A 23,040-nucleotide genomic window follows, 5' to 3' on the forward strand; every position below is an offset into this window, starting at 1 on the left:
ATGGACCATTTCGTCCAACCGGTCAGGTCGCTTGCGCGAATTGCCGCGCTGATGGCCCTGACTTTGCTGCTCTCGGTCAGCGCTGCATTGGCCGAGAAGCGCATCGCGCTTGTGGTCGGCAACTCCGGCTACCAGAACATCACCCGCCTCGATAATCCGAAGAACGACGCCAAGCTGATGGCGGAGACGCTGAGCGGTCTCGGCTTCACGCTGATCGGCGGCACTGCGCAATTGGACCTGGACAAAAAGCGCACTTGATCTCGCCGTGCAGAATTTCGGCCGGCAGGTTCAGGGCGCTGACGTCGCCCTGTTCTATTACGCGGGCCACGGCGTACAGGTCAGCGGCTCCAATTACCTCGTGCCTGTGAATGCCAATCCCACCCGCGAGGCTGATGTCGACTTCCAGATGGTCGATATCAATCTGGTGCTGCGGCAGATGCAAGGCTCCGGGACGCGGCTCAACATGGTCATCCTCGATGCCTGCCGGAATAATCCGTTCGGGTCGCGTGGTCTGCGCGCCTCGGAAGGAGGCCTTGCCCAGATACGCGCACCGGAAGGAACGCTGATTTCCTACGCGACCCAGCCCGGCAGCGTGGCGCAGGACGGCAGCGATGGTAACAGCCCCTATACCAGGGCGCTGGCGACCACTGTGCGCCAAGCCGGTCTCGATATTTTCCAGACCTTCAATCAGGTCGGCCTTGCCGTGAAGCGCGCCACCGGCGGCTCGCAACAGCCTTGGGTGTCGTCATCGCCGATCGATGGCACATTCTACTTCGTGGCACCAACAGCCACCGTGCCGCTCGTCGTGCCGCAGAAGCCCGTGCAGGAAGCACGCCTGCCCGATGCGCCGCGGATCGACTTCGACAAATTGCCGATCACCGATCCAATCAAGCTTACGGAAATCAGCGACCGGCTTTATGAGCTGAATTTCGATCCCGAACCGCTGAACAGCAAGAATGGAATCGCGGTTGCGATCCGCGATTTCCAGGTCAAGGGCGGCATGCCACCAACGGGAGAGGCGACCGAGGGCCTGCTGCAGCGTTTGCGCAGCGCGAGCGACCAGAAACAATGGGGCTCGATCGTCTACGACATCAAGAACAAGAAATGGGGCATGTCGTGGGATCAACCGTCCCGCAAGTCAGCCGTGACCAAGGCACGCGCCCAATGCGGCACGGCTCCCTGCCCGCTCGAACTGTCGTTTTACGGAGCGAATTGCGGTGCATTCGCAGCTCTCGGCGGCAACTGGTCGTTGGTCGCGCGGCCCACGCTTGCACAGGCGCGCGATGCGGCCATCGATCAATGCACCAAAACAGGAAAATCATGTCCGATTGTCGGCGCCATCTGCGCCAACGCCACGATCGGGCCTGACGCGAAATTGTAAACACCTCTATTTTGAAAGCTGATTGCAATGTCTTTTCGATCCGGATTGATGACTTGCGCGGCCGTATTGTTTCTCTCGGGGAGCGCGGCTTTCGCGCAAGGCGCAACCGGCGGCAGCCTTGGCAATGACAGCAAGACGCTGTCGGGCTCCTCCCCCGAATCCCGATCAGCGGCGCCTGCCCAACGCGAGAGCTCCGAGCGCCGCGCGCCGCGTCGTCAAACCGCGTCGCGCAACCGTGGTGAGGGCGCGGGAGGCTCCGGAAATTTCGACGGCGCCTGGTCGATATCGAGCGTAGGCACCTCGGGCTGTTCCGACACGTTCACGGAAAGCTTCGTCGTGTCCAACGGAAGGATGATCGGCAAAGACGGCAGCGCCCCGGTCAGCGCCAACGGGACAGTGCGCGGAAGCGGAAACTACAGCGGCATCCGCGTCACCAGTCAGGGTCGCCTCTCCGGCCGTACCGGTTCGGGAGTTTTCCAGCGATCCGATGGATGCTCGGGCCGCTGGGTCGCAAGCAAGCAGTAAGCGCCCATGACAATCCCGCAGATCATCATGAAATCCGTTATTCTCCCCTGTCTGCTCATCATCGCACTCGGCAGCAGCGACGCATGGAGTCAGGGCGCAACCGGCGGAAGTCTCGGCAATGACAGTAAGTCGCTGTCCGGCTCGGACTCCGAGTCGCGTGCCGCCAAACCAGCCCGCCGTGAGCGATCCGAGCAGCGTGGAGCTCCAGCCCGCCGCGGTTCTGGTGACGGCGGCGGCAGCGCCGTCAGATTCGACGGCACCTGGCTGATCGCATTCATCGGTCAATCGTCGGCGTGTGCGGACAAAACCGCCAGCAGCACATTGACGATCTCCGGTGGGAGCGTCGGCGGAGGCGGCAGCATCAGTCCGAGCGGCGTATTGCAAGGGGTCGGCAGCAGCGGCAGTGTGAGCGCCGTCATGACCGGCCGCCTGTCCGGCCGCGGTGGCGGCGGCTCGATGCAAATGTCGAATGGCTGCACTGGTCGCTGGACGGCCAGCAAGCAATGATCGGCGGTAACGACTACGTCTTGCGTTGCGGCCGCATCGCCTCGCCGATCGCCACGACGACGGCGCAAATCGCCACCAGCACGATCGATGCTGCGGACGCAGCCGGCAGATCGGTTCCGGTCTCCGAGATTTTGCTGTAGAGCACGAGCGGCAGAATGTTCACCTGCGTACCCGCCAGTGCCAGTGCAGTACCATAGGCGCCAACGGCAACAGCCGCCGTCAGGCAATAGGCAGCGATCAGACTCGGCAATATCTGCGGGAGCATCACTTCGATCAGCGTGCGGACACTCCCTGCACCGAGCGAGCGCGAGGCGAGCATCTGATTGCGATCGAAATTGCTGATCGCCGGCAGCACGATCAACACGACGCGCGGCACCAGATAATAGGAATAGGCCAGTCCCAGTCCCACCGGTGAGAAGATGAAACCGCCGATCACCGCGGGATCGAAGCCGAGCTTGGCGAGCAACAGCGTCACGAAGCCGGCGCGGCCAAGCAGCAGGATAAAACCGTAGGCGACGATCAACCCGGAAAATGTCAGCGGCAGCGAGATCGCGATCAAGGCTGCCGTACGGAGGCCTGGCGCGAAACGCGCCAGCGCAAGTGCAACGCAGAAGCCGACAACGAGCGAGAACAGCGGTGCGACGGTGCCCAGCACCATCGTGCCGCGCAGGCCGTTCCAGAACACGGGATCGCCCGCGAGACGACCGAACGCACTGCCGCCGTCCGCAAAGGCGCCGACAAGCACCGCACAAACCGGGATCAGAAAGAACAATCCCAGCACCACGCTGCCGGGTACGGCGAATGCAGCGAGCATGGATGTCGGGACGCGGGCGCTCATCGTGGTCCTTGTTGCAGCATGACGAAGACGCGATCCCCGCGCTGACGCGAGGATCGCCTGTTAATTCAGTTTACTGACCGAGGACGGCCTTGGCCCAGCCGGCATCGATCTCGGCCTTCTTCGCGGTGGCCTTGGCGATATCCATCGCCTGCACCTGCGGCGCGGCCGGCATCTTGTCAGCAACGCTCGGCGGCAGGGCGACACCGGGCACGGCCGGACGCACATAACCTTCGGCGAAGATCTTCTGACCTTCATCGCTCATGATGAAGTTGAGCCAGAGCTTGCCGGCGTTCGGGTTCGGGCCGTTCTTCACCAGCGAGATCGCGTATGGCGCGGCTGCCGACGCTTCCTTCGGAATGACGACAGACACGCCATCGCCGAGACCGTCGGTGAACTTGGCCTTCAAACCATCGTTCTCGTAGCCGATCCAGATCGGGATCTCGCCCTTCAGGAACTGCGCGTAAGGCGTGGTGCCGACCGTGCGCAGTACGTTGCCGGCCTTGGTCAGCTTGCCCAGATAGTCGATACCCGGCGCGACATTGTCCATGCTGCCGCCATTGCCGAAAGCCGCGGCGAAAGCCACCACTTGGCCCTGCCCCGTCGAGCGCGGGTCCTGATACACAATGGCGTTCTTGTATTCCGGCTTCAAAAGATCCGCCCAGCTCTGCGGCACGGTCTTGACCAGCTTGGTGTTGACGAGGAACGCCACGCTCAGCGTATGGATGGTGAACCAGCGGCCTTCGGCCTCGCGCAGCGGATCGGCGAGCTTGTCGAAATTCACCGGCTTGAAGCCATCGACGACGCCGGCCTTTGCTGCGTCCAGAGCGGACGCTGCAAAGTAATAGGCCGTATCGGCCTGCGGACGATTGCGCGCCTTGTCGAGGGCGACGACGGTCGCCGCCGAACCGAGATCGTTATAGACCATCTCGACGCCGGGATAGCGCTTCTGGAAGGCCTTGAACTGGTTGGCCCAGTTGGCCCAGGTCGGTCCGGTATCGAACGACACGACGAGGCCTTCCTTGCGCGCGGCTTCGTACAGAGTCTTCTCGCCGGCGTAGAGTTCGGCGCCTTCGAAGGCCCATGCGGCCGGGCTGATGGCAATGGCGAGGGAAGCTGCGGCAACGCCGCTCAGAAACTTGCGTCGGTTCATGTCGATCTCCTTTATGAGGTCGGGGGAAGAAGGCGGATGGCATCGTGCGGGATCGTCACGCCGGTGATCGGCCCGCGCAGATGAGTTTCGAGACGGATGGCCCCGCCGGCGACGGCCATATCGATGCGCCTGACAGGGCCGAGGTAACGGTCGGCGGACATGGAGCCGGCGAAGCAACATGGATTGCTCGCATCGACGGGTCCTGTGATCGGCTCGACCCGTTCAGGACGCACGAACACAGTGACCTTCGCACCGATGCTCTTGCCCTGCGTGTCGCAGGCCAGCGCGCCAACCGGCGTTGTCACCATGCCGTCACCGGAAATGCTGCCGGGCCACAGGTTGGATTGACCGACAAAGGCCGCGACACTGGCATCGGCCGGTGTCTCGTATAATTCGCGCGGCGTGCCGATCTGCACGATGCGGCCGTCGCGCATCATCACGACCTTGTCGGCAATCGACAACGCCTCTTCCTGATCATGCGTCACCAGCAATGTCGCGATTCCTGCCTGCCGCTGCACACGCAGAATTTCGTCACGCATTTCCAGTCGCAACCCCGCATCGAGCGCCGACAGCGGCTCGTCGAGCAGCAGGCCTTGCGGCTCGAACACCAACGCACGCGCCAGCGCGACGCGCTGCTGCTGACCGCCCGACAATTCCGCTGGATAGTCTTCCGCGCGCTTGCCCATGCCGACACGTCCCAGCATCTCGATGGCCCGCGCGCGCCGTTCCTGCTTGGCGATACCGCGCACCTTCAGTGGATAGGCGATGTTTTCCCACAGCCGCATATGCGGGAACAACGCATAGTTCTGAAACACGACACCCAGACGACGCGCCTCGGGCAGTGACGCGCCGACATCCTTGCCATCGATCAGGATGCGCCCGGTGTCAGGCTTGAGGAATCCCGCCAGCAATTTCAAAATCGTCGACTTGCCCGACCCCGACGCGCCGATGATCGCCAGCAATTCGCCGCGGCCGATCTCCAGGGCAATGTCGAACACACCAGTGCTCGTGCCGGGATAGCTGTAGCTCACTTGATCGTATCGCAGCGTCACGCGCCTGCCCCCACTTTACGCCGGCCGGTGACCCGCGCCGTCAGCCCGCTGGTCAGCGATGCGATCATCGCAAGCCCAAGCAATACGACGGTGGCCGCGCAGGCAAAGCCCGTCGCGCCATAGAACGCCTGCAACAGCACCACAGGATAGGTGCGCGACAGAAAGCCAGAGACCAGATTGGATAATTGAAATTCACCGATCGACAGCGCTGCCACTGTCAGCATGCAGGACAGCAGGCTCGTATGCAGCTGCGGCAGTGTGACGTCCCACATACGTGCCGGAAACGATGCGCCGAGCGTTGCGGCTGCGTGCTCATATTCGGCGAGCCCGAGCTGATCCATATCGGCGACAAGAGCCGTCACCGTATAGGGCAGCGTCAATACGAGGTGCCCCGCCGCCAGCAGCCAAAAACTGCCGAGCCACGGCAATGCGTCCGACGAGAAGACGAGGATGAAGCCGAAAGCCAGAACCAGTTCGGGCACGGCAATCGGCATCAGCGTGACGATCCGCGCCGCGAGCCGCACACCACCCCGCGCGCCGGCATGAATGGCGTAAGCGAGCGGCAGGCCGATCAGGATGTTGAGAATGCAGGTGGTCGCGACGATCTTCAGGCTGGTGATGAAAGCGCGGCGAAAGCTGGGATCGCCGGCGACTTCCTGATACCAGCGCCAGGTGAAGCCTGACGGCAGCAGCGTCCCGCTCCAGACTTCTCCAAAGGAGCCGACGAACAACAACAGGACTGGCGCCGCGAGAAAAATCAGATAGGCGATCGCGACGAACGGCACGAGCCATGTCCCCTGTCAAATGTGATGCTGAAGTCTGCGCCTCAGTATAACGGCGGCATATCAGTTTTATGACAGAGCGGCAAAGTTATGCATTTGCGAGAAGGCGTGCTGCGATGCGAGCAATGACGCCGTCGACATCAGCGACGCGCTCGACCGTATTCACCTCTGGCGCATCGGCCATCGCCAGCACCAGACGATTGAACTGTAGTCCCAGCGCCATCTCCGAGAGTGTCCCGACGCCCCCACCGATCGCGACCAGCACGAGACACGCGCGCGCGATAATGGCATTCCGTGCGGGGCCGATGCCCGTTGCGATGGGGATCGCAACATAGGGATTGGCTGCGTGCCATTCCTCATCGGGCAGCAGACCGACAGGCATGCCGCCTTCCTGCGCGTGGCCCTTGCACGCAGCTTCCATCACGCCGTTCTTGCCGCCGCACAACAGTTGCAGGCCATGGCGGGCCAATGCCGCGCCCATCTGTTCGGCGAGATCGTATTGCGCTTGTGTCGCGTCTCGCGGCCCGATGATGCCGATGGGCACGCGGCGCAGCTTGCGCGTTGCAGCAAGCCGCAGCAGTGCTTCGGAAGCGGTAACCGCTTCGCCGCCCTGCGCGGCACTATCGTGCCAATTCAACGCCAGCGGATCGAATACCCGTGCACCATCGCTGAGCTGCTGCGTGCGCTCATTCCAGAACAATGCCTGCATGGTATTAGCCTTCGAGTTCTTGCTGCAATCCGCGGACGAAAGATGTCAGCCCGGTACGACGTTCGCGCTTCAGACGTTCGGCCTTGAGGATCGACTGCACCTCGCTATAGGCCTCCTCCACATTGTGGTTGATGACAATGTAGTCGTATTCAGCCCAGTGGCTCATCTCGTGGCTGGCACGGCTCATGCGCCCGCGGATCACTTCGTCGGAATCCTGCGCGCGGGTATGAAGACGCTTTTCGAGATCAGCCGCCGAGGGCGGCAGGATGAAAACGCTGACGACGTCGGCCCGGGCTTTCTCACGCAGTTGCTGCGTACCCTGCCAGTCAATATCGAACAGCACGTCATTGCCGGCTGAGAGCGCGGCTTCCACCGGTGCACGTGGCGTGCCGTAGCGGTTGTCGAACACCGTGGCCCATTCGAGCAGTTCATTGCCCTTGGCCATTTTTTCGAAGTGCGGCTTGTCGACGAAGATGTAGTCCTTGCCGTCAACCTCGCCAGGCCGCATCGGGCGCGTCGTGGCCGAGACCGACAGTTGCAGCCCCGGCATCCGGTCGATCAGCAGCCGCGTCAGCGTCGTCTTGCCGGCACCGGATGGCGATGACAGCACGAACATCAGCCCGCGCCGTTCGACTCCGTCAAAGCCAGCTTCTTGAGAATTTCGGCTGCCCCCGGACATGGTCACTCCAGATTTTGTACCTGTTCACGGAATTGCTCGACCACGTTCTTCATCTCGAGGCCGGTGCTGGTCAATTCCAGATCGTTGGATTTCGAGCAGCAGGTGTTGACCTCGCGATTGAACTCCTGCGACAGGAAATCCAGCCGCCGCCCCACCGGACCGCCCTTCTTGATCATTTCGCGCGACTGCGAAATGTGCGACGCGATGCGGTCGAGTTCTTCGCGGATGTCGGCCTTGGTCGCCATCATCAACGCTTCCTGATTCAGCCGATCACTATCGAAACGATCCGACGCCTCGAGCAACGTCGCGATCTGTTCGGCAAGCCGTGCACGAATGGCTTCCGGCTTGCGGCCGGGCGCGGCCTCGGCCTTCTTCGACAGCGCCTCGATTTCATTCAGACGCTGGGACAGGATGTCACCAAGCGTCATGCCCTCACGCTTGCGCATGGCGACCAGCGCGGCGAGGGCCTCTTCGAATGCTGCGGCCACGGCAGCCTTCGCCGCCTTGTCCTCGGCTTCATCCGCCTCGGGCTCGACCACTTCGATGACGCCCTTGATATTCATTAGACCATCGACGCTCGGCGCGACGGCGTCGATCTTGCTGGCCAATTCGGCGGCAATACGCAGCACCGAATTCAGCACCTCTTCGTTGATCCGCACGGTCGAAGCCGCGTTGCTGCGCTTAACGGTGAGGTTCGCGTAAACCGTGCCGCGCGACAGCACTTCAGTGGCGCGCTTGCGGGCGACCGCCTCGACTTCGTCGAAGCCCGGGGGCATCCGGAAGCGCAAGTCGAAGCCTTTGGCGTTGACGGACTTCAGCTCCCACTCGAAGCTGTAAGGCCCGCTGGTGCCGTGGCTTCGCGCAAAGCCGGTCATGCTCGACAACGCCATCGCGGAACGTCTCCAAAGAATACGAGTAAGATTCGCAAGGCGCGAACCGGCTCAGGTTAGGGCCTTTTCAGGCCAAGGGGAATTCGAAGCAGAAGCCAGCGCAGGCTTGGTGGTACGGCCTATTGCTGAACAACCGGCGGTGTACCCGTCGACTGCGCAGCGCCCTGACGAGCCGGCGCGGCAGGCGCGGGGGCCGTGCGGGCGCGCTGCTTGGCCGGTGCGGGTCTGGCCGGACTTGTACCGGTCGCCGCAGCAGGATCCGCAGGAGCACCGGCGGGCGCAGCAGCCTCTTCCGGCGGCTCGACGGCGTCGTTCTGGACGGCCTTTTCGAGCGCGCGCAGCTTGCTGACGTTCTTCTGGTGTGCGTCGTAGGTTTCGGTAAAGGCGTGACCGCCGGTGCCATCGGCAACGAAGAACAGGTCGCGGGTGCGTGCCGGATTGGCAGTCGCCTCAAGCGACGCACGGCCCGGATTGGCGATCGGGCCCGGAGGCAGGCCTTCCACCACATAGGTATTGTAGGGCGACGGCTGCTGGATCTCGCTGCGCTTGATCGGACGGCCCAATGTGCCCTTGCCGCCAACGATGCCATAAATGATCGTCGGATCGGACTGCAGCTTCATCTTCTGGCGCAGGCGATTGGCGAACACGGCGGCCACCCGGCTGCGCTCATCGGCGCGGCCGGTTTCCTTCTCGACGATCGAGGCGAGCGTCACCAGTTGTTCAGGCGTCTTCGCCGGAATGTCGGCGTTACGGCGTTCCCAGACTTCGGCCAGCACGCGCTTCTGCAATTGCTGCATGCGCTGGATCACCTGGTCGCGCGGCGTGCCACGGGGGAATTTGTATGTCTCGGGCAACAACGTGCCTTCGCGTGGCATTTCACGGATCGAGCCGGTGAAGATGTCGCTATCGGTCAAACGCGCGACGATCTGCTCGGAGGTCAGACCTTCGGGAATCGTGATGGAGTGTTGCACGACCTTGCCTTCGACGATGGTGCCGATGACATCGCGCAGATTGGCGTTCTTCTGGAACAGATATTCGCCGGGCTTCAGTTCCGAGCTGGCCTTCAGCGCAAACACGGCGCCGATGAAAACCCAGCGATTGGCTGAGATCACGCCTTCGCGCAGCAACGCTTCGGCGATGTCGCCTTTGCCCGCACGCGCGGGGATATTGACGACCTTTTCTTCCTGCAGCGGTCCCGGCGCTTCCAGCGCCTGGCGACCATAGACATACGCGCCACCTGCACCGAGCATGGCGACGATAATGATGGTGATGATGGCATTACCGGCAACCACGAGCGGATTACGCGCATGATCAGAACGCTTCGGCGGCGGCGGAACCTGCTCCGGCTCCAGCGCGGCACGCGGACTCCTCGGCGAAATGGGCGGCCTCTCACTCATCGATAGTACCTGATCCTGTCGGTTCAATCGTGACGTGGACAAACACGATCCCCGTCAATAACATACGCCCAGTGTAGGAATTAGCGCGGAATACGGCGAAACGGTGGAGGTTCTCTAACCAGCCACGCGCTGTAGGATCACGGACGCATTAGTACCGCCGAAACCGAATGAATTCGACAAGGCAATGTTGATCTCGCGCTTGCGCGGGGTCAATGCGACGAGATCGATCGCAGTTTCCACCGACGGATTGTCGAGATTGATCGTCGGCGGCGCGATGTTATCCCGAATCGCAAGCACACAGAAGATGGCCTCGACCGCACCAGCCGCACCGAGCAGGTGACCGATCGACGACTTCGTCGATGACATCGACACTTTTGACGCGGCATTGCCGAGCAGGCGCTGAACCGCGCCGAGTTCGATCTCGTCGCCGAGTGGCGTCGAGGTGCCGTGCGCATTGATGTAGTCGATGTCGGCCGCGGCAATGCCGGCGCGCTTCATCGCAGCGTTCATGCTGCGGAACGCACCATCGCCATCGGGCGTCGGTGAGGTGATGTGATAGGCATCGCCCGACATACCGTAGCCGATGATCTCGGCATAGATGCGTGCGCCGCGCGCTTTGGCGTGCTCGTACTCTTCGAGCACCACGACGCCGGCACCCTCGCCCATGACGAAACCATCGCGATCCTTGTCGTAAGGCCGCGACGCTTTTTCCGGCGCTTCGTTGAAATTGGTCGACAGCGCGCGTGCTGCCGCGAAGCCGGCCATCGCCAAACGGCTGATTGGCGACTCGGTACCGCCGGCGACCATGACATCGGCGTCGCCGAGCGCGATCAGACGGCCGGCATCGCCGATCGCATGTGCGCCGGTCGAACATGCGGTGACGACGGAGTGATTGGGGCCTTTAAGGCCGTGCTCGATCGAGACATATCCCGAAGCGAGATTGATCAGGCGGCCGGGAATGAAGAACGGCGACACTTTGCGCGGGCCGCGCTCTTTCAGAAGCAATGCGGTATCGGCAATGCCGGACAGACCGCCGATGCCGGAGCCGATCATCACGCCGGTGGCGCAGCGATCGTCTTCATTGTCGGGGTGCCAGTTGGCATCGTCGAGCGCCTGCTTGGCGGCGCACATCGCATAGATGATGAAGTCATCGACCTTGCGCTGGTCTTTCGGCTCCATCCACTGGTCGGGATTGAAGGTACCGCCCGTGCCGTCGCCGCGTGGAATCACACAGGCGATCTGGCTGGTGAGATCGGATACATCGAATGTATCGATCCGCTTTGCGCCGCTCTCACCGTTGAGGATGCGCTTCCAGGTCGGCTCGACGCCGCAGCCAAGTGGCGACACCATGCCAAGGCCTGTGACGACCACCCGCCTCATTGTCGTACCTCCATGGCCCATCCTTGAGCCAATGCCTTTGAGCAATGCCTACGCGTCACAGCAAGAAGCCGGTGGATCGCACAAACGCGATCCGGCCGGCTTCAAAATGTGTCGCGCGAAGGTGTCAGCTCTTTGCGTTCTTCTCGAGAAACTTGGTTGCGTCGCCGACGGTCAGAATCGTCTCGGCGGCATCGTCCGGAATTTCGCAGCCGAACTCTTCTTCGAACGCCATCACGAGCTCGACCGTGTCGAGGCTGTCAGCGCCGAGATCATCGATGAAGCTCGCGGCATCGACCACCTTCTCGGGTTCAACACCAAGGTGTTCAACCACGATCTTCTTCACTCGCTCGCCAATCTCGCTCATATCAACCTCGTGCTTGTTACATTGGGCCCGTCCGCAGACGATACGAGCCATCGTGGAGCGTTTAACTCGTTAAACCTTGCGCAGTTGCGCGTCTCTGGATTGACCCCGTCGTCCCGGACGGAGCCTCGCGAAAACGGCAGGCTCGTCCCCGCCAATATACAGGGTTTCAAATTCCTGCAATGGCCTTCTTTGCCCCACCGTTGGAGGTTCGGTTACCATACTTCATTTGGCTTGGCCACATAGCCCGGTGACTGTCCAAACCTCAATTAAATCACGACGTTGGGGTTCCCCCGACGCTTAGATCATCGCCATGCCGCCATTGACATGAATCGTCTGTCCGGTGACGTAGGCCGCCTCATTTGAGCTCAGATAGACCGCTGCTGCCGCAATATCTTCCGGCGAGCCGAGACGCCCTGCCGGCACCTTGGTCAGAATCGTTTCGCGCTGCTTGTCATTGAGCACATCGGTCATCGGCGTTGCGATGAAACCGGGTGCAATGCAATTGGCCGTCACGTTGCGCTTGGCGTATTCCGCCCCCAGCGTTTTCATCATGCCGATCAGGCCGGCTTTCGCTGCGGTGTAATTCCCCTGCCCGGGATTTCCAGTGACGCCGACCACCGAAGTGATGGCGATGATGCGGCCGAAGCGCTTGCGCATCATCAGCTTGGTTGCGGCGCGTGCGAGGCGGAAGGTCGCGGTCAGATTGACGTTGATCACGTCATCCCAGTCTTCGTCCTTCAACTGGACGAACAGATTATCGCGGGTGATCCCGGCATTGCTGACGAGGATGTCGAGCTGGCCCATGGCTTTCTCGGCTGACGGCACCAACTCTTCGACCTCAGCGGCGTTGGAAAGATTGCACGGCAGCACATGCGTGCGATCGCCGAGCTTCGCAGCCAGCGTTTCGAGAACCGCCTTGCGCGTTCCGGACAGTGCCACCGTCGCGCCCTGCGCATGCAAAGCCGTGGCGATGGCTTCGCCGATGCCACCAGTCGCGCCGGTCACGAGCGCCGTCTTGCCTGTCAAATCGAACATCTTGTCTTCTCCTCTGGCCGCTTACGCCGAACGCGCTGCTGCGAGCGCATCCTTGGCGGCGGCAATGTCATTGGGTCCACCGACGGCGACGCCGACGGCGCCTTCGGCAATGCGTTTGACGAGCCCGCTCAGCACCTTGCCGGAGCCGACCTCAAGGAAGCGCGTCACGCCCTGGCCTGCCATATAGGACACGCATTCGCGCCAGCGCACAGTGCCGGTGACCTGCTCGACCAGGCGGCGGCGGATTTCATCAGGATCCGAGATCGGCGCGGCCAGCACGTTGGACACCAGCGGCACCACCGGCTTGTTGATCGTGACCTTGGCCAGCGCCTCCGCCATCACGTCGGCGGCGGGCTGCATCAGGCTGCAATGGAACGGCGCCGACACCGGCAGCAACATCGCACGCTTGGCGCCCTTGGTCTTGGCTATCTCCAGTGCGCGTTCGACCGCAGCCTTGTTGCCGGACACCACGACCTGACCGCCACCATTGTCGTTGGCGGCGTGACACACTTCCCCTTGTGCAGCTTCTTCAGCCACGGCCACGGCGGTCTCGTAATCGAGGCCGAGCAACGCCGCCATGGCGCCGACGCCCACCGGCACGGCTTTCTGCATGGCCAGACCGCGAGTCCGCAGCAGGCGCGCTGCATCCGTGACGGACAGACTTCCAGCCGCCGCCAGCGCCGAATATTCGCCGAGCGAGTGGCCGGCCACGAAAGCAGCGTCCCTGGCCAGCGAGATGCTGGCCTCGGCCTCAAGCACCCGCATGGTCGCCAGCGACACTGCCATCAGCGCGGGCTGGGCGTTTTCGGTCAATTGCAGCGTCTCGGCCGGGCCATCCCAGATAATGCCGGTTAGCTTCTCACTGAGGGCCGAATCGACTTCGTCGAACACGGCCTTGGCGGCGGGAAATGCATCCGCGAGCGCCTTGCCCATGCCGACCGCCTGGGAACCCTGCCCCGGAAAGGTAAATGCTGCGGTCATTGACGCCCCGTCATGTTTTTTGGCTTAAACTCGTTCAAACGTGCGCCGTAAGACACTGGCACGACGGGGAATGTCAAGCCGCAGCGCCCAGGATGCACCACGATCCGGGTTCCCGCCCACTCCCGGAATCCGCTCATTTGGCCCCTGTTTCGCTTGCCATTACTGGGAAAATCCGTATAAGGCCCCGATCCGCAGATCCCGGCCGGGAGCTGAACGGACGGTCACAGCAAAATCACACACAGGTTTGTTGCGATAGGGCCAGTTGGTCCGTCGTCCCGTGCTCCCGCCTTCTGAGCAATATCGAGTCCTTTCCATAAGGGTTCGAAGGGCTTGCCGCCGGGAAACGCGCTAACCTTGGAAAGGACAGCCATGCCTCTTTATGAGCATGTATTTCTCGCACGTCAGGATGCGAGCGCACAGCAGGTCGAAGACCTCACCACCCAGATGACCGGCATCGTCGAAGGTCTCGGCGGCAAGGTCGTGAAGATGGAAAACTGGGGCGTGCGCTCCCTGACCTATCGCATGAACAAGAATCGCAAGGCGCACTTCGTGCTGATGAACCTCGATGCCCCGTCCGCGGCGGTCACCGAGATTGAGCGCCAGGAGCGTATCAGCGAAGACGTCATCCGTTATCTGACCGTCCGCGTCGAAGAGCACGAGGAAGGCCCGAGCGCCATGATGCGTAAGGCTGATCGTGATCGTGAACGCGACGACCGTGGCGGTGGCTTCCGTGGCGACCGCGAAGGCGGCGGTTTCCGTGGCGACCGTGAAGGCGGTGGCTTCCGTGGTGATCGTGGTCCGCGTCGTCCGCGCGACGACGAAGCAGCATCGGTTGAGGAGTAAGAATAATGGCTGAAGCTGGTGCACGTCGTCCGTTTTTCCGCCGTCGCAAGACCTGCCCGTTCACAGGTCCGAACGCGCCGAAGATCGACTACAAGGATTCCAAGCTACTGATGCGTTACGTCTCTGAGCGCGGCAAGATCGTGCCGAGCCGCATCACGGCCGTCTCCGCCAAGAAGCAGCGTGAACTCGCCCGCGCCATCAAGCGCTCGCGTTTCCTCGGTCTGCTGCCCTACGTTATCCGCTAAGGCGGTTTTCGACCGGCGGCCTCGTGCCGCCGGTCGCTTTTATTTCTCATAAGGCTTCCGGGTCGTCCGGTCGCCGATGGTTGGGGCAAGTGCCTCTAACCGCTCAAAGGGGGCGGGACAGCTGATGATCGCAAGCCTTCTCATCGCGTTTGCCGCCGGCGCTGCCTCAGCGCTGATGTTCGCCTCGATCATTTCGGGCGCGTTGATTTCCCTTTTGCTGTTCTATCTCGCGCCGCTGCCCTTGATGGTGGCCGCTCTCGGCTGGGGTCCGGTGACTGCTGCCATCGGCGGCATCGCAGCCGGCACCTCGCTCGGCCTGCTGTTCGGCATGCCCTATCTCGCCGCCTTCGTCTTCACCGTGGCCCTGCCCGCCTGGTGGCTCGGCCATCTCGCATTGCTCGGCCGTCCAGTGACTGCAGAAGTGCCGGGCGTGAATGGCGCAGCCACGACACCGCCCGTGGTCGAATGGTATCCGGTCGGTCGTATGCTGCTGTGGACAGCGGGTTTCGCCGCATTCACAACCATGGGCGCGCTGCTGACGCTCGGCACCGATGGCGACACTATCGTCTCGGCGCTGCGCCGCGCTCTGACCCGCATCCTGGGATCGCGCGGCGGCGCTGGCGACTCCGAACAGGTCATCAATGCGCTGGTGACGATCGCTCCGGCTGCCGCCGCCATCGTCGCGATCATGACGCTGACGCTCAATCTCTGGCTCGCCGGCCGCATCATCGTGACATCGGGCCGGCTGAATAGGCCGTGGCCTGAGCTGAAATCCGCAGCACTGCCGCCGATGACGATGGTCGCGCTGTGTCTGGCCGTCGCGCTGTCCTTCATGGGCGGACTGATCGGCATCTTTTCACAGATCGTCACCTCGGCGCTGATGATGGCCTATGCCCTCACCGGCTTCGCCGCGCTGCATACGCTAACCATGGGCATGAAAAGCCGCGTGATGGTGCTCGGTCTGACCTACGCCATGGTGCTCGTCCTCGGCTGGCCCATCCTCACCATGGTTGGCCTCGGCCTCGCCGATGCCTTCTTCGGATTTCGCCAACGTTTTCTCGCACGCAAGCCACCTTCTTCGACGGTGGCCTGACCAACTCAACTCAACACCTGCTCAACACTTATAAGGAGAACGATCATGGAAGTCATTTTGCTCGAACGCGTCGCCAAGCTCGGCCAGATGGGCGAAGTCGTCCGCGTCAAGGACGGCTACGGCCGCAACTTTCTGCTGAAGCGTGGCAAAGCGCTGCGCGCCACCGCCGACAACCGCGCCAAGTACGACGGCATGAAGGCTGACCTCGAAGCCAACAACATCAAGGCCAAGGCGGAAGCCACCACGGTTGCCGAGAAGATCGACGGCCGCAACGTCGTCATCATCCGTCAGGCGTCGGAAACCGGTCAGCTGTTCGGTTCGGTGTCGGTGCGCGACATCATCGCCACCTTCGAGGCTGACGGCGTCACCTTCGCCCGCAGCCAGGTGCTGCTCGACGCGCCGATCAAGACCATCGGCCAGCACAAGATCTCGATCGCCGTGCATCCGGAAGTCGAAGTCAGCGTCAGCGTCACCGTTGCCCGTTCGGCCGACGAAGCCGAGCGCATCAACCGCGGCGAAGACATTTCGAGCCGTCAGGAAGATCAGGACGCAGCCGCCGAAGCACTCGCCGCCGCCGGCGAGTTCTTCGATCCGGACGCACAGGGCAATGCCGAAGAAGACAACGGCTAAGCCACGCACCTCGGAGTTTCTGCTCAAACGAGAAAAGCCCGGCCAGATTGGCCGGGCTTTTTTTGTATCGTCACTCAAACGACGGCCGATCTATTACTGCGAGATCGGCGGTACCGGCGAGCCTGACGAGGCCGGAGGCGCCGGTGGTGCAGCCGACGCCGGAGGCGGTGGTGGCGGCGCGGCCGGTGCCGGCGAAGGCGCAGCTGGAGCCACAGGAGTCGGCGCGGGCACTGGCGGAGTTGCGGGAGGCGCGACCGCTGGCGGCGGAGCTGCGGCTGGCGGAGGCGTTGGAGCCACAGGTGCCGGGGCCGGCGTTGCTGCGGGCGGAGACGCAGAGGCTGCCGGCGCAGGAGGCGCCGGCTCGGCAGGCGCCGGACGGCTTTCCCCTTCAGGCGCCTTCGGAGCCGGCGTGACCGACGGAACGGGATCTGGACGAAGTGCCGGCGTCTCAGGCTTGGCTTCGGGCTTCGCCTCAGGCTTGCTCTCTTCAGCGGGCTTCGCAGGCTCGGTCTTGGCCGGCTCAGGCCGTGGCTCAGACTTGGGTTCAGCCTTCGGCTCAGTCTTGGGTTCGACCTTGGGCTCGTCCTTCACAGGTTCGGCCTTCGGCGGCTCTTCCTGATGACGGCGCCCCTTCTTGCCGAGCTTTTGCTTCTGCGCGGGACGCTCTGCTTCGGCGGCAGCCGGCGACTGTGCGTCTACGGGCTTGGCCGCATCGGGCTTCGCTTCGGGATTGTCTGTCGCCGGGCGCGCCTGTCGCCGGGCATTGCGGCCCTGGCGCGTGCCGGGCTCGGCCTGAGCTGGTGCAACATCGGCATCGGGCTTGGCGGCCTCCTGCGGACGTAGCCGGCGTCCCGGCGGCGGAGCCTCGGACGGCGGCGCAGCACCGGGCCTGGCATCGGCCGGGGCCGGCTTCTGCTCGGTCGTGAGTTCACGGCCCTGACGCGTCAGGTTATCCCCGGCAGGACGGCGGTCGGCCGCCCCGTTGGACACGACATAAGCGGCCATCGACGCCGCCATATCTGTACTTGTGGTGTAGTGCTGGCGCAGGAAGGCCGGCAACTGACCGGGTGCCACCGTCTTCAGCAGCCCGCGCGGACTTTTATGGCACACGGCACAGCCGCCCGCGAAAATCTGGGAGGGTGACTTTCCGGCTTCGAGGTTTTGGGCCTGTGCCGGGACTGCCGCGAAGCTAATCAGGAGCATCACCGTCGCTAAACTGAGCGCTCGGCTCAACATTTCAATCTCCTGATGTGGCTAGCTTAATCACGCGGATCACCTTGTATCCGATTGTGACGTGAATGGAAGCATCGACATATCGCAACGATGTGATCGGAACAATCGGGATAGCGGCATTGCAGCGTGCGCATTGGCACAGGCGGTGCACCGCTACTATCTTCTACTCAAGAGCTAGGGAGACAGTTGATCTCGTGCACGGCGGGAAGTTACGCTGTTGCTTCAGTTTGCGCGTGATCGGATCATTGGGGCGATTTCGATGGACCGTCTGTTGCGATTCTTCCTGAGTCAGTACATTCGCCGAGGGGCAATAACCTTCACTACGGCCTCCGGCCAACAATTCACCTTCGGTGATGGCTCCGGGCCTCCCGTTTCTGCCCGCTTCGTCACCAAAGCCGCCCAACGCCGACTACTTCTCGATCCCGAACTGGCACTCGGCGAGATATTCATGGACGGGCTCCTCGTTATGGAGCGTGGCACCATTGCCGACCTGCTCGCCATCGCCCTGAACCAGCCTGACATGGCGCCCCGCTGGGCCAAGCTGCAATGGTGGCTCCGCTACGTCCTTCGCCACGCCCAGCAGTTCAATCCCCGCAAGCGCTCCCGCAACAACGTTGCCCATCACTACGATCTGGACGGCCGCCTCTATTCATTGTTTCTGGATGCCGACAAGCAATATAGCTGCGCCTATTTCGAAGGACCGGACGCGACCCTGGACGACGCCCAGCTCGCCAAGAAGCGCCACCTCGCGGCCAAGATGCTCATCGAAAAAGGCCAACGCGTACTCGACATCGGCTCCGGCTGGGGCGGGCTTGGGCTCTATTTGGCAGAGATGACCGGCGCCAATGTCACCGGCGTTACGCTGTCCACCGAACAGCTGCAGGTCGCCAATGCCCGGGCCGGCGAGAAAAACCTCAAAGACCGCGCAAAATTCCTGCTCGAGGACTATCGCGACATCCCCGGTCCATTCCACCGCATCGTCTCCGTCGGCATGTTTGAACATGTCGGCGTCGACCATTACGACACCTACTTCAAGCGATGCGCTGAACTCCTGACAGAGGACGGCGTCATGGTGCTGCACTCCATCGGCCGCCCTGAGGGACCCGGTATCACCAATCCATGGGTCGCCAAGTACATTTTCCCCGGCGGCTATATCCCCGCTTTGTCGGAAGTTCTCCCGGCGATCGAACGGGCCGGGTTACTGGTCTCGGACATCGAAATCCTGCGACTGCATTATGCCGAGACGCTCAAGGCATGGCGCGAGCGCTTTATGGCACGACGCGAGGAAGCCGTGCGGCTCTATGACGAGCGCTTTGCGCGGATGTGGGAGTTCTATTTGGCGGCGTCGGAAATGTCGTTTCGCATGCAGAACGTGATGAACTTCCAGATCCAGCTCACCAAACGTCAGGACGTTGTGCCGCTCACGCGCGATTATATCGGGCGGGAGGAAGATCGGCTTCGAGCCAGGGAACGGACCCAGCAACCGCGTCTGCAGATTGCCGGCGAATAGGCTGGTTTAGTGCTGGAATAGGAGCGTCGTCTGCCGGCGGCGCAAGACAGGCCGCGGCCGCAAAATGGCGGGGCGCTGGAGGCGCGCTTTGGCGGCGGAGAGCGCTTTCGTATCGCATGGGACATTTTCAAGCTGCGTGGTGCGCTCGAACGTGTCGATCAACGTGGACAACCACGCAGAACCGTCGGTTCCGGCAGCCTGAGTTCCGGCATCGGGATGCTGGTGACGCTGGCTCATGGATGTATCCTTCGCCTCTTATTCGTTTTGAAGCCAACGCCCGGCTCCCCGTGGGGTTCCGGTACTGCCGTGCCTGCCAGCGGCTGGCTCTCTTATAAGTGCGAGAGATCGCCATCCGGTTCAGGCGCGGGGCGCAATTTTTCCGGGTTCCTTAAGCAATGATTCAGACACCTCCCCTTGCTGCGGTGGAAGCGTCAAGCGCAATGCGCGCCACCGGCCGGAATTCCCCCGCCTTGATGTGTGAATCGTGCATAAGGCCGCTTCGTCCTTCCACTCGGAGACGGTCAGGCGCTTAGTCGCCGACGCCCGCGTGACGACGCCGTTCATCCGCCCAATTCGGAAGACCCAATAGAGACCATGGCCGCATTCGATTCGAACGTTCTCAAGCTCACCCCCGAGGCGGGCACCCCGGCCTATCGGTCGGCGCCGCACAATATCGAGGCGGAACAGGGCGTGCTGGGCGCGATCCTGGTCAATAACGACGCCTTCTACCGGGTCTCGGACTTCCTCAAGGCCGAGCATTTCTTCGAGCCGATCCACCAGACGATCTTCGAAACGGCCGCTGCCATCGTGCGCGCCGGCAAGATCGCCACACCCGTGACGCTGAAGACCTTCCTGCCGACCGACACGGATCTTGGCGGCATGACCGTGGGCCAATATCTCGCCCGCCTCGCCGCCGAAGCCACCACCATCATCAATGCGCAGGATTACGGCCGCACGATCTACGAACTGGCGATCCGCCGCCAGCTGATCAATGTCGGCGAGGACATGGTCAACGTCGCCTATGACGCGCCGGTAGACTTCGCTCCCCGCGCCCAGATCGAGGATGCCGAGCGCCGGCTCTATGAGCTGGCCGAAGCCGGCCGCTATGACGGCGGCTTCCAGCGCTTCTCCCAGGCGATGACCACCGCGCTGGACATGGCCGCCAACGCCTATCAGCGCGACGGCAAGCTGTCGGGCATCTCCAGCGGGTTGCGCGACCTCGACGCCCGCATGGGCGGCTTGCAGCGCTCCGACTTGATCGTGCTCGCCGGACGTCCCGGCATGGGCAAGACCTCGCTGGCCACCAACATCGCCTACAACATCGCCGCCGCCTATCAGTCCGAAGTGCAGCCCGACGGCAGCATGAAGACCATCAATGGCGGCGTCGTCGGCTTCTTCTCGTGCGAAATGTCGGCCGAACAGCTCGCCACGCGTATTCTCGCAGAGCAGACCGAGATTTCCTCCAGCGCGATCCGCCGCGGCGGCATCACCCAAGCCGAATTCGACAAGATCCGCGACTACACCATCAAGCTGCAGAACCTGCCGCTTTACGTCGACGAAACCGGTGGCCTGTCGATCTCGCAGCTTACCGCCCGCGCCCGCCGCCTGAAGCGGCAAAAGGGCCTCGACGTCATCATGGTGGACTACATCCAGCTGTTGCAGGGCTCAGGCAAGCGCTCCGACAACCGCGTGCAGGAAGTCACCGAGATCACCACCAGCCTCAAGGCGCTGGCGAAGGAATTGAACTGCCCGGTAGTGGCGCTGTCGCAGCTCTCGCGTCAGGTCGAAAATCGTGAAGACAAGCATCCGCAGCTGTCCGACTTGCGTGAATCCGGATCGATCGAGCAGGACGCCGACGTGGTGGTCTTCGTGTATCGCGAGGAATACTATCTGCAGGCCAAGGAGCCGCGACTCGGCACTCCCGAACACGAGAAATGGCAGCTCGAGATGGATCTTGCGCACGGCAAGGCCGAAGTCATCATCGCCAAGCAGCGTCACGGCCCCACTGGCACCGTCGACCTGCAGTTCGAAGGCCAGTTCACCCGCTTCAGCGATCTCGCCGGTGGCGCCCAGTTCCGCGCCCCGCAGGAGTGACGCGCGTGCGGTTGAACCGTCTCTGACGCGCGCATATTGTGCGGCGCAGAATTCGATCGTGTGATCCCATCACACGATCCCTGTGCCAGGATATTTCGATGACCAGCGTCTCCGACCCGAAACCGACAGCTCCCACTGAAACGGAGTTGCCCGCAGACGCCAGCGGCATCCTGACCATCGATCTCGACGCCATCGTCGCCAATTGGCGCAAGCTCGAAAAACACGGCGTGCCTGCCGAATGCGGCGCGGCGGTGAAGGCTGACGCCTATGGCTGCGGCATCAAACCAGTCGTAGCCGCGCTAGCAAAAGCCGGCTGCAAGACCTTCTTCGTCGCCACCTTCGATGAGGCCCGCGCCGCGCGCGCCGCTGCGCCTGACGCGGCGATCTATCTACTGAACGGTTTTCCGCCGAATTCCGGCGATGCGCTGGCCGCCATCAATGTGCAGCCGGTGATCGGCGATCTCAACGAACTAGCCGAATGGGACATGTTCTGCCGCCGTACCGGCTGGAAGGGTGGCGCGGCGGTGCATATCGACACCGGCATGAACCGGCTCGGCCTCGGCCTGGTTGACGTCCAGGGTCTGATCCCGCGCCTCGGCTCGGGCCATCACGGCTTCACGCTGGTGATGAGCCACCTCGCTTGCGCCGAACAACTGCACAATCCGATGAACGCCCGGCAATATTCCAATTTCCGCGAGGCTTCCTCGCTGTTCTCCGGCGTGCCTGCATCCCTCGCGAATTCGTCGGGCATCTATCTCGGCGCGGCCTATCAGTTCGACCTGATGCGTCCGGGTGCTGCGCTCTACGGCGTCAATCCGACGCCGGAAGCCGACAACCCGATGGCACCCGTGGTCGATCTCAAGGTGCGCATCCTGCAGACCCGCAGCGTCGAGCGCGGCGACAGCGTTGGCTACGGTGCCACCTGGGTGGCGCGGCGTCCGACCAGACTCGCGATCATCGCCGCCGGCTATGCCGATGGTTACTTCCGCGCTGCCGGCAGCAGCGATGGTACCCGCGGCGCCGAAGTCATCATCGCCGGCCAGCGCTGCCAGATCGCCGGCCGCATCTCCATGGATCTGCTCGCGGTGGATATCACCGACCTGCCCCATAACGCCGCCCGCCGCGGCCATCTGGCAACGCTGATCGGCGACGGCATCACTGTCGACGAACTCGCGCATCACTACGGCACCATCGCCTATGAGGTGCTGACCAGCCTCGGCCGACGCTACCTGCGGATCTACAAGGGCGGCGACGGCACCGCCGCCGCAGAGCCCGCCGCCGCGTCCTAGACGTCGACCTTGAAGCTGAGTTCGATCTCGGAGGCCGGCAGGCCACCGCGCACGCCCCAGTTCTCCAAAGGCTGTTCGTTCAGGACGATCTTGATCTCGAATTCCGGAACGCCGAGCGCCGCAAGGTTCTGCACGATCGTCTTATAGAGGCTTCGCTTGGCCTCGATGGAGCGACCGGCAAACATCGTGATCTCGACCCGCGCAAAACGCTGCGAGCGCCCAGTCGGCACGATGCGCTGCGTTTCGCTATAGGTGTCCACCGTCACGTCGCGGTCCCAGTCGGGAATTTTGAGCGCCGCCAGCACCGCCGACTGCACGGCCTCGATGACCTCGATCTCGCGGCCCCGCGCCCATTCTCCGGTGACTATTCTTGTGACTGGCATCGCCGTCTCCCATCGGATCGGTTGCACCTACACGACTGGAGCGCTCTTGT

24 protein-coding genes and 1 pseudogene are annotated in these 23,040 nt (G+C 62.8%); 10 read left to right on the forward strand and 15 right to left on the reverse strand.

The features are described from left to right. Positions 1-51: 51 nt before the first annotated feature. The 3 genes and pseudogenes from SFY93_RS20500 to SFY93_RS20510 all read left to right on the forward strand — a co-directional run bounded on the left by SFY93_RS20500 (position 52) and on the right by SFY93_RS20510 (position 2,413). Positions 52-1,381: pseudogene (locus tag SFY93_RS20500) on the forward strand (caspase family protein). Positions 1,382-1,429: 48 nt separating this feature from the next. Next, positions 1,430-1,906: a hypothetical protein gene (locus tag SFY93_RS20505; protein ID WP_320444397.1), complete on the forward strand. Its 477-nt coding sequence runs from the start codon at positions 1,430-1,432 to the stop codon at positions 1,904-1,906. A 27-nt stretch (positions 1,907-1,933) separates the two neighbouring features. Continuing rightward, on the forward strand, positions 1,934-2,413 hold the full coding sequence (locus tag SFY93_RS20510) for a hypothetical protein (protein WP_320444398.1): 480 nt from the start codon (positions 1,934-1,936) through the stop codon (positions 2,411-2,413). Between the two features lie 13 nt (positions 2,414-2,426). On the opposite strand, the gene SFY93_RS20515 is transcribed toward SFY93_RS20510, so the two are convergent. From SFY93_RS20515 to fabD, 12 genes are all read right to left on the reverse strand, one after another. Further along, positions 2,427-3,251: an ABC transporter permease gene (locus SFY93_RS20515; RefSeq protein WP_320444399.1), complete on the reverse strand. Its 825-nt coding sequence runs from the start codon at positions 3,249-3,251 to the stop codon at positions 2,427-2,429. Positions 3,252-3,321: 70 nt separating this feature from the next. Next, positions 3,322-4,401, reverse strand: a complete 1,080-nt coding sequence (locus tag SFY93_RS20520; RefSeq protein WP_320444400.1) for an extracellular solute-binding protein — start codon at positions 4,399-4,401, stop codon at positions 3,322-3,324. Between the two features lie 11 nt (positions 4,402-4,412). After that, on the reverse strand, positions 4,413-5,453 hold the full coding sequence (locus tag SFY93_RS20525) for an ABC transporter ATP-binding protein (RefSeq protein ID WP_089263943.1): 1,041 nt from the start codon (positions 5,451-5,453) through the stop codon (positions 4,413-4,415). Further along, positions 5,450-6,238 (reverse strand): ABC transporter permease, encoded by a 789-nt coding sequence (locus tag SFY93_RS20530; RefSeq protein WP_089263942.1) that lies wholly within the window; start codon positions 6,236-6,238, stop codon positions 5,450-5,452. The genes SFY93_RS20525 and SFY93_RS20530 overlap by 4 nt, the downstream gene beginning before the upstream one ends. 85 nt (positions 6,239-6,323) lie before the next feature. After that, a complete protein-coding gene (locus tag SFY93_RS20535; protein WP_175366143.1) occupies positions 6,324-6,944 on the reverse strand; it encodes a TIGR00725 family protein in 621 nt (206 codons plus the stop codon). A gap of 4 nt (positions 6,945-6,948) precedes the next feature. Next, entirely contained in the window at positions 6,949-7,623 is a 675-nt protein-coding gene (gene gmk, locus SFY93_RS20540; RefSeq protein ID WP_320444401.1) for a guanylate kinase, read from the reverse strand. A 2-nt stretch (positions 7,624-7,625) separates the two neighbouring features. Continuing rightward, positions 7,626-8,513 carry a YicC/YloC family endoribonuclease gene (locus SFY93_RS20545; protein ID WP_320444402.1) on the reverse strand — a complete coding sequence of 296 codons (888 nt, stop codon included), beginning with the start codon at positions 8,511-8,513 and terminating at the stop codon, positions 7,626-7,628. A 119-nt stretch (positions 8,514-8,632) separates the two neighbouring features. Then, the gene (gene mltG, locus SFY93_RS20550) at positions 8,633-9,910 is read right to left on the reverse strand and encodes an endolytic transglycosylase MltG (protein ID WP_320444403.1); all 1,278 of its coding nucleotides are present in this window, start codon (positions 9,908-9,910) and stop codon (positions 8,633-8,635) included. A 114-nt stretch (positions 9,911-10,024) separates the two neighbouring features. After that, the gene (fabF, locus tag SFY93_RS20555) at positions 10,025-11,290 is read right to left on the reverse strand and encodes a beta-ketoacyl-ACP synthase II (RefSeq protein WP_089263937.1); all 1,266 of its coding nucleotides are present in this window, start codon (positions 11,288-11,290) and stop codon (positions 10,025-10,027) included. A 124-nt stretch (positions 11,291-11,414) separates the two neighbouring features. Then, complete coding sequence (locus SFY93_RS20560) at positions 11,415-11,654, reverse strand: acyl carrier protein (RefSeq protein ID WP_006020277.1); 240 nt, start codon at positions 11,652-11,654, stop codon at positions 11,415-11,417. 297 nt (positions 11,655-11,951) lie between these two features. After that, entirely contained in the window at positions 11,952-12,689 is a 738-nt protein-coding gene (gene fabG / locus SFY93_RS20565) for a 3-oxoacyl-[acyl-carrier-protein] reductase (protein ID WP_089263936.1), read from the reverse strand. Between the two features lie 21 nt (positions 12,690-12,710). Further along, positions 12,711-13,670, reverse strand: a complete 960-nt coding sequence (gene fabD / locus SFY93_RS20570; RefSeq protein ID WP_320444404.1) for an ACP S-malonyltransferase — start codon at positions 13,668-13,670, stop codon at positions 12,711-12,713. Positions 13,671-14,039: 369 nt separating this feature from the next. Between fabD and rpsF the strand changes: the two genes are divergently transcribed. The 4 genes from rpsF (at position 14,040) to rplI (ending at position 16,481) form a co-directional block, all read left to right on the forward strand. Beyond that, complete coding sequence (rpsF, locus tag SFY93_RS20575; RefSeq protein ID WP_068731054.1) at positions 14,040-14,513, forward strand: 30S ribosomal protein S6; 474 nt, start codon at positions 14,040-14,042, stop codon at positions 14,511-14,513. 5 nt (positions 14,514-14,518) lie between these two features. Then, the gene (rpsR, locus tag SFY93_RS20580) at positions 14,519-14,758 is read left to right on the forward strand and encodes a 30S ribosomal protein S18 (protein ID WP_002711478.1); all 240 of its coding nucleotides are present in this window, start codon (positions 14,519-14,521) and stop codon (positions 14,756-14,758) included. A gap of 124 nt (positions 14,759-14,882) precedes the next feature. Further along, a complete protein-coding gene (locus SFY93_RS20585; RefSeq protein ID WP_320444405.1) occupies positions 14,883-15,851 on the forward strand; it encodes a hypothetical protein in 969 nt (322 codons plus the stop codon). 45 nt (positions 15,852-15,896) lie between these two features. Then, a complete protein-coding gene (gene rplI, locus SFY93_RS20590) occupies positions 15,897-16,481 on the forward strand; it encodes a 50S ribosomal protein L9 (protein ID WP_089263933.1) in 585 nt (194 codons plus the stop codon). 93 nt (positions 16,482-16,574) lie between these two features. Here the strand turns inward: rplI and SFY93_RS20595 are convergent, their stop codons facing one another. Continuing rightward, positions 16,575-17,591 (reverse strand): hypothetical protein, encoded by a 1,017-nt coding sequence (locus SFY93_RS20595; RefSeq protein ID WP_320444406.1) that lies wholly within the window; start codon positions 17,589-17,591, stop codon positions 16,575-16,577. A 382-nt stretch (positions 17,592-17,973) separates the two neighbouring features. Between SFY93_RS20595 and SFY93_RS20600 the strand changes: the two genes are divergently transcribed. Continuing rightward, positions 17,974-19,224 (forward strand): cyclopropane fatty acid synthase, encoded by a 1,251-nt coding sequence (locus SFY93_RS20600; RefSeq protein ID WP_320444407.1) that lies wholly within the window; start codon positions 17,974-17,976, stop codon positions 19,222-19,224. Positions 19,225-19,230: 6 nt separating this feature from the next. Here SFY93_RS20600 and SFY93_RS20605 read toward each other — a convergent pair whose 3' ends face one another. Continuing rightward, the gene (locus tag SFY93_RS20605; RefSeq protein ID WP_320444408.1) at positions 19,231-19,461 is read right to left on the reverse strand and encodes a hypothetical protein; all 231 of its coding nucleotides are present in this window, start codon (positions 19,459-19,461) and stop codon (positions 19,231-19,233) included. Between the two features lie 357 nt (positions 19,462-19,818). On the opposite strand from SFY93_RS20605, the gene SFY93_RS20610 reads away from it, so the two are divergent. Next, positions 19,819-21,318, forward strand: a complete 1,500-nt coding sequence (locus SFY93_RS20610; RefSeq protein ID WP_068731048.1) for a replicative DNA helicase — start codon at positions 19,819-19,821, stop codon at positions 21,316-21,318. 98 nt (positions 21,319-21,416) lie between these two features. Continuing rightward, a complete protein-coding gene (gene alr, locus SFY93_RS20615) occupies positions 21,417-22,607 on the forward strand; it encodes an alanine racemase (protein WP_320444409.1) in 1,191 nt (396 codons plus the stop codon). Here alr and SFY93_RS20620 read toward each other — a convergent pair. After that, complete coding sequence (locus SFY93_RS20620) at positions 22,604-22,990, reverse strand: tautomerase family protein (RefSeq protein ID WP_320444410.1); 387 nt, start codon at positions 22,988-22,990, stop codon at positions 22,604-22,606. The two genes, alr and SFY93_RS20620, sit on opposite strands and share 4 nt — an antisense overlap. Between the last annotated feature and the right edge of the window lie 50 nt (positions 22,991-23,040).

It is taken from the genome of Tardiphaga sp. 42S5, from assembly GCF_034044155.1.
Lineage (GTDB): Bacteria > Pseudomonadota > Alphaproteobacteria > Rhizobiales > Xanthobacteraceae > Tardiphaga > Tardiphaga robiniae.